Genomic DNA, 17814 nt, shown 5'->3' with positions numbered 1-17814 from the left:
CCTTAAATCGCTTGTACTGTTTTTTCTTATTAGCTATTAACTACTAAGTTTCTACTGATACTTGTCATACAAAGATTGCTCTAAATAGAAATCTACACGTTACACTATTAAAGTTGTTGCTTATATAATTCACAGTTTACAATGTTTCAGGCAAAAGATACTTAATAAAATTCAAAATCATAGTTGCAGTTAAAGCCTTTTATAACTCCTAAATTTTTTACATTTAATTCCAATTTTCACTTATAAAACTACCTCTTTCATCATTTTTTGTAACACTAATTGATCTTGGAATACGTTCTTGCAATTCAGCCACATGCGAAATAATGCCTACAATCCTATTTTCTTTTCGCAAGGATTGAAGTGTTTCAAAAACAATTGAAATACTTTCAGCATCCTGGGTTCCAAAACCTTCATCGATAAAAAAGAAATTTTTATCATTTTTATTTAAAGATTGTACGCTTTCCGCTAATGCCAGTGCTAAACACAACGAAGCCTGAAATCCTTGACCACCCGAAAGTGTTTTAACGCTACGTTGCGCTCCATTATTGAGGTAATCAATCACCTCAAATTCATTAGAACTATTTATGGCGAGGCTCAGTTGATTTTTTGTCATTCGGTGAAAACGGACGTTAGCAACATCCGCTAAATTTTGCAAGTAAATACTAGAAACGTAGTTAACAAAACCGCTCGCATTAAACATGTTGGCCAGAACACCTAAGTTAACAAATCGATTGTTTAGCACTTCAAACTTTTGCAGCAATTCAGCTTTTTCAGCAAAAGCGGCTATTGTACGTTTTAAATTATCTTGCACTTTAGAAAAATGCGATAGCTGCACTTCAAATTTTTCTTTTTTTATAGCTACCGTATTAGTAAATTCATCGAAATCCCTATTTGTGAAAAGTTGGTTTGCAACTAATTCTTCCGCTTGCGCAAAAGCGTTTTCGGCTACTTTCAAATCAATTACAAATTGTCTCGTTTTGTTTTTTTCGAATACTAAATCCCAATTTTTGGAAAGAATACTATTAACGATTTCAATTGAAGCAAACTGATGTGTTTGCAATAAATTATCTATTGTTTTCTGAAGTCGCTGAACAGCCGATTGATAAGAAGTAATTTGCTCTTGTATTAAATTTACACTTACCTCTAAACGTGCTAATTCTATGTTTTGTAAAGCTATTGCCTCCGTTTTTGTTTTGTGTTCAGTGGCAACGTAGTTGTTTTGCTGATATAATTTGTTGTTTTCATCGCGAATACTTGCTGTGGACGATTGTTCATAATCACTAAAATTAATCACTTTTATTCGAGATAGTTCATTCGTTAACGTGGCCTTTTTTGCTGCCTTTTCATTTTCTAAAACTGAATTTTCTGCCATTAGAATTTTCAATTCATTTACTATTTTTTGTTGCTGTAGTCGGATGTCATTTTCATTAATCTCTAATTCAGCTATTTTTTTTTCAAGATCTTGCTGCTGTTGTTTTGTATCTAAAAAAGCCGACTTATCACCAGCATTAAAATTTTTCCAAATAAAATTTGAGAAGTGATGCTTTAATTCGCTCTCAAGCGCGACCTTTTCAGCAATTGTAATTCCTAATTGTTCGACTGCATGGGCAATTGCCAAATCTATTTTATTGGCTTTTGATTCTACAAGTGTAAGTTCTTTTTCTTTATTGGCCAAAAGTAAAATACTTGCGTCACTATTTTTAAGCTCTTCCGAAACATCGTCAGTCACCATAACATTTGGATGTTCTAAGGAGCCACAAAGCGGACAATTCTCACCTTCATGCAAACTACTAGTAAAATGAGCCAATTCTTTGGACACTAACAATTTAGTTTGTATAGACAAAGCTATATTTTTGTCACTTAGCAACACTTCTTTTTGATCAGCGATACGCTTTTTCCAGTTTTCAATCGGCAAACCCAATTCTAAAAAAGAAGCCTTCTGTTGCACTTGATATTCTTCAATTATTTTAATCCTCTCCACTTTCGTAGCAAGCTGTGTGTGAATTGATTCCTGCAAATTGTACCAATTACCCACTTCCAACAATATATTTCCGTTAATTTTTTTTGATTTCAAACTAGTTAGATCCGAGAGAATCGTTATCAAATTTTGTTTAAGTTCATTTTCTTTCTTTTCGCTTTCTGATGAAAATACTGTAGCATTTGCAATCTTTTTTTCAATTCTATCGACATCCATTTGCAAGTTTAATACTTTTTCAACTGATTCTAAATCAAGTACTTTATTTTTAGAAACTTCTAATTGATCAAACTGTGTTTGTAGTTCGTCAATCACAATTTGATTGCTTTTTTTATTTTGTGTTAAAGCATTTTTATCGCTTTCAACTTTTAGTAATTGCGCTTTTGCTTTATCTATAGCAATGGTATTTGTGTAAAGTTCTTGTAATATAGCTTTGAAATTTTGCTCTGTCATTTCAAAAACATCAATTTCTTTTTGAAAAGCATCGTGATCAGGCTTGTGTAATAGTAATGCAGAAAGTGCGACTTTCTTTTTCTCTAAATCTTCGAAGTTAGTTTTTAGTGTATTTAGTTTTTGAAGTTCGGTTTCAGCCAAAAGCATCTCCGTTTTATCATTTTTTAATTGACTTTCGGCAGCAGAAAATTCATTTTCTAAAACTGTAATAGTTTCTGCAGAAATTGATTCAAAGCCTGTTAAAGTCCCTTTTAATTGATCAAGTTCGGTTCGCGTAATACTTTGAGCGCTCCCAACTTTGTAAGCCAAATCAAAACGTTGGAGATTAAAAATTTCTTTCATCATATCAGAACGCTCTTTGCCTTTTAAGCTCAAAAACTCACTAAACTTTCCTTGCGGAATGATAATGGTGCGTCTAAAGTTTTCATAGCTTAATCCAATTATTACGGTTGCATCAGCAGACGCAAGCGGAATCCACTTATCATCTTTCCATTCATAGGCGAATCGCTCAATGGATGTTGTTTCTTCGAACCTTTTTTTGCGCTTCCATTCGGCTACGAATTTAAATTTTCGTTCTTCAAAATTCACAAATTCAAATTCAATAACGGCACGATCTGATTTTAGATTGAGCATATTGTAAGCCCGTTTGTCCGTTTTATTCAATCGATCTGTTTCGCCATACAATACAAAGCCAATCGCTTCTAGAATGGAAGATTTCCCGGAACCAACAGCACCAAAAATTCCAAATAAACCAGCGTCAGTCAATTCTTCAAAATTAATAGATTGCTTTTTCTGATAGGAATACAAACCAGTAATACTTAATTGTAGTGGTAACATGATGTTTAAGATTATTCGTTTTTAGATTGGCTTGCAATGATTTCATTAAATAAATCTAGTATCTCATTATTAGGTTGCTGTTTGTATTTTGACTGAAAATAATCAGCAAATAACCCTTGAATATTTTGATCTAAATTTACTTTTGCCGTTTGTATATTTTGATTATTTTCATTTAAAATTATTGGAATAATAAAAATAATACCGTCATGACTTTCATAAATTCTCTTCGAATCGCTGTTTGCTATAAAAGTATCGCTAACTAGTGTCAATTCTATTAAACAATATGGATTTGCTAACAACCACTCGACTGCTAGATCAATCGTTTCAAAACGTTTTCGGTGTAAAGGACGACCTGATTGTAACGAAATAGGTGTAAGTTTCACTTTTTCATCAGGCTGCGCTTCAATTAACACTACTTTTTTATCTTGACCCGCTTCTGAAAAACTATATGACAAGGGACTACTTGAATATACTACAGGGCTAGAATGTCCGCCCACGTTTTGATATCGATGTAAATGTCCAAGTGCTGTGTACTGAATTTGTTGCGGAATACAATCTGTATAAACAATATCTGCGTTGCCTATTCGCAACGGTTTTTCACCATCAGGCTCCTCAAGAATTTCGCCGCCACGTTTAAGCATATATAAATGAGTAGTCAAAATATTCACCCCTTTATTATCGCAGTATTTATCAGCTAATTGAGACCACGAAGTCTGCAACAATTCGTTTAACTGCTGTTCTTTATTCTCTGCTCCCAGATAGGTTTTTAAGCGCATTTCATTTGCGTAAGGCGTCGTTATAATTCGAATTGGATAAGTATACTGAGGTAGTTTTATCTCTAAAAAACCATTTTCAGATGCTGTAATCTCGAATCCGTTTTCGATTTCCATTTTTGGAATAGTGACATCAGGATTGCCTACAAATAAAATTCCGCATTCTCTAGCAAGCGGATTGGGCGCGTCAATCCTATCTGGACTATCGTGATTTCCTGCAATTGCAATAACTGGTCTTTTTCCGTTATTGGTTAATCGTTTCAGCGTTTTATACAGTAAATCAACAGCTTCAACCGGCGGATTAAAAGTGTCAAATAAATCACCTGCGACAATAATTACATCCGCATTTTGATCATCGGCGATCGTACATATTTCATCCATCACTATTTTCTGTTCTTCTAAACGCGAGAAATGATCTAGTTTTTTTCCTAAATGCCAGTCGGCTGTGTGTAAAATTCTCATGCTGTATTGCTATTAACTATGTATTTCAAAAATAGTAGTTCTTGAACATGTTTTATCACAGCAAGATGGTAATAAAAATTAATAAAAATGCAATTTTTATAAAATTAGATTTTGATTATTTTTTAAGTTCTGAACGGTTTTTGAAACTTTTTACGTTGCTGGAAGATCTTTAATTATTTAAAGAATTACACAAAACGATATGAAAAGTGATACTTTATCTATTTAGCATTAAGCTTAGTCCTTTATGCATGAGTTGCTCGATAAAATTAGGACGCTCCCAGCGTGACAAATAAGTACTTACAGGCGGCAAAATCAATTTCAGTTTAATGAAGATAGCTTTGCCATTCATTCTAATTAAAATAAAAAAAACCGTCTAGTTTTAACAAAGACGGTTCTTACGATTTTTAAAATTTTTGAATATTTAATTTGCTGTGCTTTCGACCAAAACTGAAATAGACCGCTAAGCCTATTAGTAACCAAATCCCAAAGTAAATCCAGTTCCAAACGCTTAGTTGAGCCATCAAATACAAACAACTGATTAAACCTAAAATTGGGATCAATGATAAATTTGATTTAAAAGACCAAATAACTAAACCAGCTAAGACAAAAAGAAAAATCCACATTGGAATTTTGTGTTTAAATAAACTAAAGCCGCTTTCATATTTTACTGAATTGGCGATCGGTAAACCTGCAATTACCTTCGCATATTTTGTATCATCATTATGGTATTGACCTAATAAAAGTTCTAAATCTGGCGATTTATTTGCGCTATTTTTAGCATCAATTCTGATTAAATAAGCATATACTTTTTGGGTTTCTTCTTTGTTTAATGAAGTAATAATGGTCTCTGAAGTATTGATTTGGGTTTCATTAGTAATAAAATCCATAGTCGCTTTTTTGTTGTAACCAAAAGCGAATACTAATCCTAAAATAATTAAAATAGGTAAAATAAATTTTGAATTTACGTACGGTGTTTTAAATTTTCCTCGCGGAATATCTTTTTGGTTTTGAAGTACTAAAACTCCAGCACAAACTAGAACAAAAGCAAAAAGCGTCCCAATACTAGTTAAGTCTGTCACCAATGTTAAATTTAAAAATAAAGCTGGAACGGCTACAACAAAACCCGTAACTATGGTAGCATAAGAAGGTGTTTTATACTTAGAGTGTATTTTAGAAAAACGTTTTGGGAGTAAACCATCTCGGCTCATACTCATCCAAATACGCGGTTGACCCATTTGGAAAACTAATAAAACACTTGCCATGGCTACAACAGCACTCACTGCAATTATACCCGACATCCATTTTAAATCTAACTTTTCAAAAACAAAAGCGAGAGGATCACCTACATTTAATAAACTATAATTTACCATTCCAGTCAAAACTAACGCAATAGCAATGTATAAAATAGTGCAAATGATAATTGCCCACATCATTCCTCGAGGTAAATCGCGCTGTGGATCTTTACACTCTTCGGCGGTTGTCGAAATAGCATCAAAACCTATATAGGCAAAAAACACCGCAGAAACTCCCTTTAAAACTCCAGTAACTCCATTTGGTGCAAACGGATCCCAGTTGGTCGTATCTACATAAAATACACCAACCGCAATTACTAAAAGTACAATACACAGTTTCACCACAACCATAATATTACTGGCGTTCCGCGATTCTTTCATTCCACGATAAATCAACGCAGTAATCAAAACGATAATTAATAAAGCCGGAAGATCAGCAACAAAATGAAAGGAACCAATTGCAGGCGAAGTAGACCAAGCTGTAAAAGCATCTTGTAATGCAGGACTTAAATTAGAGAATTCTTTTCCACTTTGCATTAATGCTGTTGCTTCATCAAAACCTCTTGAAGCAGATAAAAAATCCATTTGAACCCACTGTGGTAAATTCAATCCACTACTTTCGAGTAACCCAGTAAAATAATCACTCCAAGAAATTGCGACGGTTATATTGCCTACAGAATATTCCATTATTAATGCCCAACCAATGATCCAAGCTATAATTTCTCCAAAAGCTACATAAGAATAGGTATAGGCGCTCCCAGAAACAGGAACCATCGAAGCAAATTCGGCATAAGCGAAAGCGGCAAAACTACAAGCAATAGCAGTAAATAAAAAAAGAAAAATAACGGCTGGACCACCGTCAGCACTTGCTTTTCCAATGGTACTAAAAATACCAGCCCCTATAATTGCTGCAATTCCAAAGGCAGTTAAATCTCTAGCAGTTAAATGTTTACCTAATGAGTTATGTCCGTCAGCATTATTTATTTCAACTTGTTTTAAGATATCTTGGACTGTTTTTTTTCTAAATAAACCGTTTAATGCCATATTATGAATTTTTTCTTTTAAATTAGTTTTTAATAAATAACAAAAATTTCATTTTTCAAAAATGAGATGTTGTTCAAAAAAAACCAAATGTATAAAACAAATTCATTTCTCAAACGTGTGAAATAGCATTTTTTTCAACGATTTTACTTCTTTTGTTCAAATATTTTTTAGTAATCAAAAAGACGAACAAAATTTAAAATCAATATTGTATTGTTTAATCTAACTTATAAATTTTTCCTTCAATAAGTGAAGTCCAAACCATTCCATTTTCATCAATTGTAAAACCATTTACACTTGAAGTACCTAAATTCAAAGTTTTTAAAATTTCAAATTTTTTTGCATCAACAATTACGACTTCACCTTTGCGACTGCCTAAATAAATTTTGCCATTATGCTCAAGTATCACTGCTGGATTATGCTCATATCCAATTTTTAAATCTAAAATTTTACCTTCCTGAACGACATTCTCTTCAGTTAATTCTAGTTCATCGTTCAAGGGTAGCCTTAATAATTCACCGTCCATTGTCTTAGCATAAAAGAATTTTCCATCTTGACTTTTCCCCATTGATTCGCGCACTTTCCATTTAGAAGTTCTCAGCAAAGTTTTGCCTGAATTTATATCTATAATTGTCAAAAATCGCTGAGGAGTTACTACATACAATCGATTTTTTGAAGAAACTACCTTAACATTTCCTGCAGAATATAATTCTTGCTTTTCATTACCGTTATTCCATTTCCATAAAAGAGCACCTGTATTTTTGTCTAAACAATAAAGATAAGTATCCCAAGCTCCAAAAATGATACTGTTTCCATGAATCAAAGGTTTACCCTGTGAATAAGATTGAGGTAATTCATTCTCCCAAATCAATTTTCCATTTTTAGTATCAACACAAATAAATTTTGTTGAACTCGCCGTGTACAACTTTTGATTTTCAATAGTGGGAGCTCCCACTAAAATTCCTCCAACAGCAAGATTCCATTTTTGCTCTGCTGACTGTTTATCATATCCTATTAAAACACCTTCGATAGTGCCAATTATCAGCTTATTTTGGGTAACCACTGGCTCGAAATAAATTGCATTGCCAGTTTCTATTTTCCAATTTACTTTCTTATTTTTCAAATTTACAGATTGAATCGATCCGAGTGAATTAGCAAAATAAATATTCTTTTGATCAAATGAAGGAATGCTATATATGGACGCAACATCATTCACAAAAGCCCTTAATTGCTGTTGTTCAATATTTTTAATAATTTTAATTTCAGAAGATTTAATAGTTACTGAATGAGCAAAAACAGCTTCTTTATCCATTTCTTTAAGGTAAACACTAATACTATCACTATTTATTAATACTTCATTATATCCTTTAGTTTTTCCGTCTTTAGAAATTATGGATCTTCCCATAAGTCCACTCAAGCCAGAGAAATCATATTTTTTTAAACTGTGTCCGTGTCCGCAAAAATTAGCAACAGTAGGATATTTTTTTAAAACTGAAAGCACTTCTTTATAATTACTAAGACTATTGTCGAGCGGGTAATGAGAAAAACTCAATACTTTTTTACTGCTGTTTTTCAAACTGTCATTGATTGTTTTGTCAAGAAAAAGAATGTCTTCTTTTTTAACAAAACCATCACCCATTTTCATGTAAGGACCGCAAGGAAAACCTACAAAAAGATAATCTCCCTTTGAAAAAACAAATCGGTCTTCACCCCACAATCTTTTATAAGTCAAACCCGCACTTTCGCTCCACGTAGTCTCATGATTCCCTGATATTAAATAAAATGGAATCTTCAAATCCATTAATATTGTGTGAACGCGATTGAGTTCGTCATCATCTCCTCGGTTCGTTAAATCTCCGGTTATAACCACAAATTCATTTTTAGAATCGTTAATCTCTTTTACAATTTTTTGTAGTAAAAAATCATTATCATTCCCAACGGAAACATGGATATCAGTAAGATGAACAAATTTTATATCAGGAGTTCTCTTTGCTTGTTGTGAATAGCAAGTCACGATTATAAAAAGGAATAGGATTTTAGAGAGAATATATTTCATCATAGTGAACTGAATTAGTTTTTGCCGTTATTAAAAAATTTACTGAAAAATAAGAATTGAAATTGTAAAGAGTTGCTCCAGTATTCATCATTATGCGCTCCGGGACGCTCGATGTAATCATGATCTATTTTAAGAGCTACCATTTTTTGATGTAGATTTCTATTTACCTCAATAAAAAAATCGTCTACACCGCAATCGATAATCAGTTTAAGTTTATTGTTATGAATTAAATCGAGCATATTAGTCACCGTATTTTTTTCCCAGTTTTCAGGGAATTTTGTAATTGAGCCAAGTCTCTTTTTTAAATCCCATTTTTCTGAAAAAGGTCGAATGTCAACTCCTCCGCTCATACTTCCTGCCGCACCAAATACGTCTTGATGCTTGAATGATAAATACAATGCCCCATGTCCTCCCATACTGAGACCCGTGATTGCCCGATCATTTGGGCTTGTATCAGTTTTATAGGATTGATCAATGAAAGGAACCAACTCGCTAATTATATAGGTTTCATATTTAAAGTCGGAATCAACGGGACTATCAAAATACCAACTGGAATAATTTCCATCCACACACACGGCGATAAAATTATAGGTATCGACTTGCTTCATTACCTCAGCAAAATTTTTCACCCATGTAGCGTAATTGCCACTATACCCATGAAGTAAATAAAGTACAGGAAATTTTTTTTTCGATTGATCATAATTATCTGGTGTGATTACGCAGGTCTTAATCTCTTTTTTCATCGCAGCGCTATACACTTGAATAGTGTCAATCTTAGACGCATTGGAATAAAGAATCACAAAAAATAGTACGATTGTAAAAATTGTTTTATTCATATTTTGGGCTTGATTATCATTTTTACTTAGTATTGGATCAGAGCAAATTAAAAATACTAAAGTTTTAATTCCAAATCAACTTAAGAAGTCAAAAGTCATAAATTCAAAACAATATACAGTATTTTACAATCACTCAAAATCAATTCATTTTCAAACATTTGCGTAAAATCGTAACCGGATGCAACGCTTTTCTATTAGTTCCATCAAAAATTTGGTGACGGCAACTTGTTCCTGCTGCTGCAATCTCTGTTGAAGCTGCAGTCGATCTAATTTTTGGAAACAAAGTATCCTCACCCATTTGCATACTAATTTCGTAATGTTCTTTTTCATAACCAAAAGAACCCGCCATCCCACAACATCCTGAATTGTAAATAGTAACCGAACTGTTTTTTGGCAAGCTCAACATTGCAAAAGTAGCTTCAATTGAACTCAACGATTTTTGATGACAATGTCCGTGAATTTTGATTGTTTTAATTTCATCTGAAAAATGGTCTTCATTTATTTTTCCAGCTTTATTCTCATTTTTGAAAAACTCTTCAACGGTAAAAACATTTTTTGCAAGCGCTATCGCCACATTTTTATCATCAGCTAAACGCAAATATTCATCTCTAAAAGTTAAAATTGCTGATGGTTCAAGTCCAATTAGTGGAAAATCATCTGAAATATAATCTGAAAAAATAGACACATTGCTGTTCGCAATAGCCTTTGCTTGGTCAAGAAAACCTTTAGAAATAAACGCTCTACCACTCTCTTCATGATCTACTATAATCACTTCATAACTTAGTGAAGTTAATAATTGATAGGCATCAATCCCAACAGAAACATCGTAATGATTTGTGAATTCATCAATAAAAAGACATACTTTTCCGTTTATAAATGTATCACTTGCTGCTTTACTCCTGTTTTTCTCGTACCAATTTCTAAACGTTTTAGTAGCTAGATATGGGACTTGGCGTTGTATTGCAACTCCCAAGCTTTTTTTAACAAAAGGTAAATTAGTTATAAAATTAGTCAATTTTGGCGTGATACTACCCAAACTATTTAGCTTGGCATTGTAAGCGAAAACTTTATTTCTGAATGAAAAACCATTTGCTTTTTGGTATTGATATAAAAACTCCGATTTTAAAGCTGATACATCCACGTTACTTGGACATTCACTTGCGCAAGCTTTACAACTCACACACAATTCAAATACTTTGTATAATTCTTCGTGATCAAATTTATTCTCTTTTTCAGAATGTGTTAGATATTCTCTCAATGCATTTGCTCTTGCGCGAGTGGTATCTTTTTCATTTCGTGTTGCTCGATAACTTGGACACATACTCCCGCCAGCTGAAGGCAATTTTCTACAATCACCAGAACCATTACATTTTTCAGCGAGACGCAAAATTCCCATACTGTCGGAGAAATCTTGAATGGTTTGAATATCAGGCTCCACCCTACCAGCTTCTACTCTAAGATTTTCATCCATTTTAGAGGCATTTACGATTTTACCAACATTTAAAATGGTGTGTGGATCGAATGCTTTTTTTATTCTTTTTAATAGTTCATAATTCTTGTCGCCAATCATAAAAGGCAAAAATTCACCACGCACAATTCCATCACCATGCTCACCACTCAATGATCCTCTATATCTTTTTACAAGAATAGAAACTTCGGTTGCTATGTTTCTAAACTGGTGTAGCCCTTCTTTTGTTTTTAAATTCAAAACTGGTCGCAAATGAATTTCTCCAGCACCTGCGTGTGCATAGTAAATTGCACTCTGTCCGTGCCGCTCCATCATTGCTGAAAATTCGGCAATATAATTTGGTAAATCACTTAATTCCACCGCTGTGTCTTCAATTGAATCAGCAGCCTTATCATCACCCACAATACTTCCAAGAAGTCCTAGACCTGCTTTTCTAAGCTCGTTTATCCTGTCGATATCAGTTCCAAAAATCTTTGGTAAAGCATAACCAAAATTATTCCTTTGCAAATCTTCAATCAATTCATCAGCTTGCCTTTCAGCATCTTCCATACTAATATAAGAAGCCACCTCTAGCATAATCACTGCTTTAGGATCACCTTGAATAAAAAATCTGTTTTTAGCTTGTTCCCTGTTGGTTTTAGTGCAGTTTAAAATGGTATCATCCATCATTTCACAAGTGTACAAATGATGTTTCATCGCAGTAACAACTGCCTCTAAACTTTCTTGTATCGTATGAAAATGCGCTACTACCATCACATTATTTGTAGGAGGTAAATCATCAACTTTCAGTGTAATTTCGGTAGTAAAAGCCAGAGTTCCCTCGCTTCCACAAAGAAGTTTTCCTAAATTTATCGTATTTTCTGTTCCTCCAAAAAGTTCAGAATTAAGTAATATATCGACGGCATAACCTGTGTTTCTCCTGTGAATTTCAGGTTTGGGAAATTCTTTAATGATTTCGATTTGATTATCTAAAATGGACAGTTCATCATAAATTGCTTTATAGATTTCATTTTCAAGCGTATCTCCTTTTATTTTTTCTAAAAATCCCGCTGAACTTAATTCATTAAATACTACAGTAGTTCCATTGCTTAAAATAGCTTTAATTTCTACAATTTTATCACGTGTTACACCGTAGCGTATTGATGTGGTTCCTGATGAATTGTTTCCTACCATGCCACCCATCATACAACGATTAGAAGTTGAAGTATTAGGACCAAAAAATAATCCGTATGGTTTCAGATACAAGTTCAGCTCGTCCCGAATAACGCCAGGTTGAACGGTTACTGTTTTATTGATTTGGTCAAACGACACAATCTTTGTAAAATGTTTTGAAACATCTACAATTATTCCGTCTCCAACGGTTTGACCTGCCAGCGATGTTCCTGCAGTTCTGGGTGTGATTGAAATTTTATTCTGTGAAGCAAACTGAATAATTTTCGAAATATCATCCTCAGATTTTGGAATTGCAACCGCAATAGGCGCAATCCTGTATGCAGAAGCGTCAGTAGAATATAAAATTTTGTTTAATTCATCATATAAAAGTGTTCCTTCTAATGATGCGGCTAAGTGTGATAATTTATGAGAAATAGACATTTACGTTTTGATATGAAATTGTTTTTTGAAAAAACTATTAACTATTACATTGCTGTTCAGCAGTCTTAAAATTAGGACAGTGAAAGCTTTTTTTTTAAATATTTTTGGTAAAAAAACGCTATTAAAAAGCAATCAAAATAGTGTTGAAAACTACAATTTGCTTTCTATTAATCTTTTAACGTCATTTAATACAGCAAGCTCTACATCAGCATCACTTCGAACAGCTGCTTGCTCTAATAAGACTTTAAATTCATCTTTATCCAGCGTTTTATTTTTGTCAAAGACTAATAAAAGTTTCTCTGACAAATCATTTAAACTTTTGGATAATGGTAAAAATGGTTGAACCAGCGGCGCATTGATACTTAAATCCATTAAATCTGAATTCATCATTATCCATTTTCTAAAAAAACTTGTCAGGATCACTTGATTTTCTTTATTTTTATTTTCTAAATAATTAGTTACTGCTACCTTAAAATCAAAAGCGTCTGAGGCATCCGAATTGCAAGCATCAGCAAATAATGTAAGCGGTGAATGCATTCGGTACTTTTTACCACCGCCGTTTCGTTTATAATTTTTAAGCGGCTCACAAATATTCGAAAAATCATGTACTGCACTTGTATTTTGATTATTGGCAATGTTTCGCAAAATAACCTCCTTATTCCTGATATGAGTAATACCAAGCTCCTCAAGTCTAAAAGAAATTGTCTTCAGCCTTTTACGCAAACTATTCATGTCTTTTATACTCTCATTTGACCATAATCGTTCAGCAATTGCTGCCGTTCGTGGCCAAATACGAGAATCAATGGTTAAAGGTGTTACAAGTTCGCTCCACATTGCGGCTTCGCCACCTAAAATTCTGGACTTCTCTTGAGGACTTAGCGCAGCATTTTTAGAAAGTGGGTCATTCAAGTAATGCGTTTCAATACTAAGCATCAAATCAATATAAAAGCCGTTGGACAAGACAGAATTGTAACCTTTCTTTGCAGCTTGAATTAATGATTCTCCTGGTTTTAGTCCTTCATTGGTTCCGCGCCAAGCATGAATAATGGCATCTTTTGACATGTTTTCAGTCATTATTTCTTCCCAGCCCATTAATTTTTTATTATGCTTTTGTAACATTGGAATCAACTTCATGTTAAAATATGTTTGCAAATCATGTTTATCTGCCAACTTATTCTTTCTCATAAATTCCTGAATTTTTGGATTTGCGGCCCACTCTTTTCCATTATTTTCATCGCCGCCAATGTGAAAATAATTGGATGGAAATAGCGGACAAACTTCATCAAAAATCATAGCTAAAATACTGTATGTTTCAGGATTTGTGGGATCTAATGCAGAATTATAAATTCCTGAATTAGTTTGAACAACATAACTGCCTTTTTCATTATCAACCTTACTTCCTATTTCAGGATAGGCGGCTAATATTGCTGAGGCATGGCCGGGTATATCAATTTCTGGAATTACTTGGATTCCTCTATCACTGGCATATTTTACAACGTCCTTAATTTGTTCTTGTGAGTAAAAACTTCCGTTTGAGCCTAAGTCAGTGAGCTTAGGAAGTTTTTTTACTTCGATTCTCCAGCCTTGATCATCGGCTAAATGCCAGTGAAAAACATTCATTTTCATTGACGCCATCGCATCTAGATTTCTTTTTATTACATCTATAGGCTGAAAATGGCGTGCCGCATCGATCATTAATCCTCTCCAGGTAAATCGCGGGGCGTCGATAACCTTAGAATTTGGGAAATAATAAGAGGTGCTATTGTTTTGCAGTAATTGCAGCAATGTTTGCAGTCCATGCAATGCACCTAAATCATTAGCAGCATTGATGGTAATTTTGTTTGTAGTTACTACAAGCTCATAACTTTCATCTTGATTAATCTCTATTTTTCCGCCAGTAGTACAATTTATTTGCAGCTCTGCATCAGGAACTTCGTTAACTTTAGTTACAAAATTTTGTTCTAGAAACAATCCCGTTCTATTATCCAGCCTTCTTATAAAATTAGTAGCTCCAATAAAAATTCTCGAATGAGGATTCCCAGTGATATTAACTTTAAATTTTTTGCTTAAAGCAAAAGTACCATCCATTACATTAATGCTTTGGGGCCAAGGCATCAGGTCCAATTGCTCTTTTTTAATTTGAGCATTAGCTAAGCAGACCGATAGTAAAATAAAGACAATGTATTTCATTTTTTATTGTTTAAATCAATAATCAAAACGTTTAAAAGCCTCTATTGCTTCATATTGTGCGAGTCCTAAGTCGTCATAAAGCTTTGCAGTATTCTTGTTTCTATCCTCGGCCCTAACCCAAAATTCCCTCGAATCGTTTCCTTGAAACATTACTCTGTCTTTTTGAGACTGATGATATAGAATTGCATGTCTTTTAATCATAACTTCATCTGGACTTAATGGGACTGCCATGTCAATTTCATGAATATCCCATTCGTGCCAAGCACCTCTATACAACCACAACCAGCAATCATCCATGTACGATTCAAATTTCAATTGTTTCATTGCAGCAAATATAGCGTTCAAGCACACTTCATGTGTGCCATGAGGATCCGCTAAATCACCAGCAGCAAAAACTTGATGAGGCTTTATTTTTGCGATTATTGCAGCAACGATCGCAATATCAGCAGCTCCTAGTGGATTTTTCCTTATTTGCCCCGTTTCATAGAAAGGAAGATCTAAAAAATGCGTGTTTTCATCTTTCAAGCCAATGTATCTTGTGGCAGCATACGATTCTCGTCTTCTAATAAGTCCCTTTAATTTTCGCACTGCTAGTGAATCCACTTCATTCTCCGTTTTGGTATTAAGTGAATGAATAATAGCAGCAAAATCAATGTCATTATTTTCATTTCCAATGAAATCATTACAAACTTCGGCAAATTTTAACGCTTCATCGTCAGTTACTGCTATGTTTCCAGAAGTTTGGTACACCACATGTACGTCATGACCTTGTTTAATAAGCTTTGAAAATGTTCCTCCCATTGAAATAACGTCATCATCAGGGTGTGGGCTAAATAAAATGATCCTTTTGTGGGCAGGATTAGCGCGTTCTGGTCTTTTAGAATCGTCAGTATTTGGTTTCCCTCCCGGCCATCCCGTGATGGTATGTTGTAAAACATTAAACATATTAATATTCAAATCATAAGAAGAACCCTCTTGCGCCAGCAGATCTGACATTCCGTTGTTATTATAATCCCGATCCGTCAGTTTTAATATTGCCTGATTCGTTTCATTGCACAGCCAGACAATGGCTTTACTTTTTAATTCCTGAGTCCATATGCATTGTCCAACAAGCCAAGGCGTTTTAAATCTTGTCAATTCAGAGGCAGCAGATTGATCCAAAACAAAAGTCGCATTGGAGTGGTGCTGTAAAAAAGTAGCGGGAACATCAGATGATATATCACCTTGAATTGTTCTTTTTATTATGTCAGCTTTATTTTGTCCCCAAGCCATTAATACATTTCTTTTTGATTTAAGAATTGTAGAAACGCCCATCGTTATGGCTCTTTTAGGCACATTATCGATGCCATTAAAGTCAGATGATGCATCAACTCTTGTAATATGGTCTAAAGTGATAATTCGCGTACCTGAGTTAATATGAGAGCCGGGCTCGTTAAATCCCACGTGCCCTGTACGACCGATTCCTAATAACTGAAAATCTATTCCTCCTGATTGCTTTATTTTTAAGTCATAATTAGTGCAATATTGATTTAATTGATCTAAGGCAACTGTTCCATCAGGAATATTAATATTCTCTGGCTTAATATCAATATGATTAAATAAATGCTGATGCATGAAGTAATGATAACTCTGACGATTTTCTTTTGTCATGGGATAATATTCATCCAAGTTGAAGCTGATCACATTGCTAAAACTTAAACCATCTTCTTTATGTAATTTAATTAACTCCTCGTAAACTTTAATAGGCGATGATCCCGTTGCTAAACCAAGAACACAAAATTCATTATTGGCTTGTTTCAGCCTAATTAGTTGCGCTATTTCTTCAGCTACTACTTTTGAGGCTTCCACTGAGTTTTTAAAAATGACATTGTGGTTTTTTTCAAATCGTGTTTCTTCGAATTTTCCTGGGATGTCGTAAAATAAAGAAGCAGTGTTTTCCATAATATATTTGAGTTAGATCATTTAACAAATATAAACAAAAAAGAAAACAAATATTTTATTTTGCGTTATTTAAAAAAAATAAAAACAAATAGCGCAAAATAATGCAATTATTTATCAAAATAGGTTCTATAAAATTTTTATGCCTGATTTTTTAAACTCTATGAGGCTCTCATCGTCTTCAGGAAGGTCCGTTATAATTGTATCTAGTTTATTTAATTCACAAACTACATGAGGTTTTCTCGTATTTAATTTATCTGAAGTGAACATACAAATAACTTTCTCTGAAGATTCAATCATAGCTTTTTTTACAATTGAAACTTCATAGCCCATCTCTGTAAGTCCTTGCCTACTATCAATACTACTGACACCCATAAAGCAGATATCGGCTTTAATTTTTGCTAAAACCTGCAGTACGTCAATTCCAATAGTTACCATCGCATTTTTTTGCATTTTACCGCCAATAAATATTAAATCAATATTTGGATATTGAGATAATTGCATGGCTATGGGCAAACTATAAGTATAAATTGTGGCTTTTAAAAGCGGTGGAATTAGCTTAGAAAAAACAAGATTTGTTGTCCCACCGCTCATGATAATAACCTGACCATCATTAAGTAGTGTTAGGGCTTTAACTCCTATTTCTTTTTTCTTACTCTCATTTACAATCTGAATATCGAAAACACTTTTATTTTTTTCACTAATAGGAATGGCCCCACCGTAAACTTTTTCAAGAAATCTTTTCTCGTGTAATTTATTTAGATCTCTTCTAACAGAATCCTCAGAAATACCTAATTCATGTGCGAGATCAATAGTGCTAACACGCTGTTCTGCATCTAGTTTTGTCATTATATAGGTGTGCCTTTCTGCTTTTAACATAAAAATTATATTAGGAATTTT

General features: G+C 33.7%; 9 protein-coding genes. All 9 read right to left on the bottom strand.

Annotation, left to right across the window (positions count from 1 at the left end; translation table 11 throughout):
- Nucleotides 1-223: 223 nt before the first annotated feature.
- Entirely contained in the window at nucleotides 224-3265 is a 3042-nt protein-coding gene (locus BUA99_RS12095) for an SbcC/MukB-like Walker B domain-containing protein (protein ID WP_072992660.1), read from the bottom strand.
- 11 nt (nucleotides 3266-3276) lie between these two features.
- Nucleotides 3277-4500, bottom strand: coding sequence for a metallophosphoesterase family protein (locus tag BUA99_RS12090; RefSeq protein ID WP_072992657.1), 1224 nt, complete (start codon nucleotides 4498-4500; stop codon nucleotides 3277-3279).
- Nucleotides 4501-4904: 404 nt separating this feature from the next.
- Nucleotides 4905-6836: an amino acid permease gene (locus BUA99_RS12085; protein ID WP_072992655.1), complete on the bottom strand. Its 1932-nt coding sequence runs from the start codon at nucleotides 6834-6836 to the stop codon at nucleotides 4905-4907.
- 214 nt (nucleotides 6837-7050) lie between these two features.
- Nucleotides 7051-8892: an outer membrane protein assembly factor BamB family protein gene (locus tag BUA99_RS12080; protein ID WP_072992653.1), complete on the bottom strand. Its 1842-nt coding sequence runs from the start codon at nucleotides 8890-8892 to the stop codon at nucleotides 7051-7053.
- Nucleotides 8893-8903: 11 nt separating this feature from the next.
- Nucleotides 8904-9725: an alpha/beta hydrolase gene (locus BUA99_RS12075; protein ID WP_072992651.1), complete on the bottom strand. Its 822-nt coding sequence runs from the start codon at nucleotides 9723-9725 to the stop codon at nucleotides 8904-8906.
- A gap of 139 nt (nucleotides 9726-9864) precedes the next feature.
- On the bottom strand, nucleotides 9865-12786 hold the full coding sequence (locus tag BUA99_RS12070; RefSeq protein ID WP_072992648.1) for an FAD-binding and (Fe-S)-binding domain-containing protein: 2922 nt from the start codon (nucleotides 12784-12786) through the stop codon (nucleotides 9865-9867).
- A 150-nt stretch (nucleotides 12787-12936) separates the two neighbouring features.
- On the bottom strand, nucleotides 12937-14976 hold the full coding sequence (locus tag BUA99_RS12065; protein ID WP_072992646.1) for a beta-N-acetylhexosaminidase: 2040 nt from the start codon (nucleotides 14974-14976) through the stop codon (nucleotides 12937-12939).
- A 15-nt stretch (nucleotides 14977-14991) separates the two neighbouring features.
- Entirely contained in the window at nucleotides 14992-16917 is a 1926-nt protein-coding gene (gene nagB, locus BUA99_RS12060) for a glucosamine-6-phosphate deaminase (protein ID WP_072992644.1), read from the bottom strand.
- Nucleotides 16918-17043: 126 nt separating this feature from the next.
- Entirely contained in the window at nucleotides 17044-17793 is a 750-nt protein-coding gene (locus BUA99_RS12055) for a DeoR/GlpR family DNA-binding transcription regulator (RefSeq protein ID WP_072992640.1), read from the bottom strand.
- Nucleotides 17794-17814: the final 21 nt, after the last annotated feature.

The organism is Flavobacterium segetis (assembly GCF_900129575.1).
GTDB lineage: Bacteria > Bacteroidota > Bacteroidia > Flavobacteriales > Flavobacteriaceae > Flavobacterium > Flavobacterium segetis.
Note: the sequence above shows the minus strand (reverse complement) of the source record. Positions and strands in the feature narration are given on the sequence as shown.

What these genes read in the sequence shown, in the direction of transcription:
- BUA99_RS12095 (WP_072992660.1), bottom strand. Translation starts at nt 3,265, where the DNA reads ATGTTACCACTACAATTAAGTATTACTGGTTTGTATTCCTATCAGAAA.
- BUA99_RS12090 (WP_072992657.1), bottom strand. Translation starts at nt 4,500, where the DNA reads ATGAGAATTTTACACACAGCCGACTGGCATTTAGGAAAAAAACTAGAT.
- BUA99_RS12085 (WP_072992655.1), bottom strand. Translation starts at nt 6,836, where the DNA reads ATGGCATTAAACGGTTTATTTAGAAAAAAAACAGTCCAAGATATCTTA.
- BUA99_RS12080 (WP_072992653.1), bottom strand. Translation starts at nt 8,892, where the DNA reads ATGATGAAATATATTCTCTCTAAAATCCTATTCCTTTTTATAATCGTG.
- BUA99_RS12075 (WP_072992651.1), bottom strand. Translation starts at nt 9,725, where the DNA reads ATGAATAAAACAATTTTTACAATCGTACTATTTTTTGTGATTCTTTAT.
- BUA99_RS12070 (WP_072992648.1), bottom strand. Translation starts at nt 12,786, where the DNA reads ATGTCTATTTCTCATAAATTATCACACTTAGCCGCATCATTAGAAGGA.
- BUA99_RS12065 (WP_072992646.1), bottom strand. Translation starts at nt 14,976, where the DNA reads ATGAAATACATTGTCTTTATTTTACTATCGGTCTGCTTAGCTAATGCT.
- nagB (WP_072992644.1), bottom strand. Translation starts at nt 16,917, where the DNA reads ATGGAAAACACTGCTTCTTTATTTTACGACATCCCAGGAAAATTCGAA.
- BUA99_RS12055 (WP_072992640.1), bottom strand. Translation starts at nt 17,793, where the DNA reads ATGTTAAAAGCAGAAAGGCACACCTATATAATGACAAAACTAGATGCA.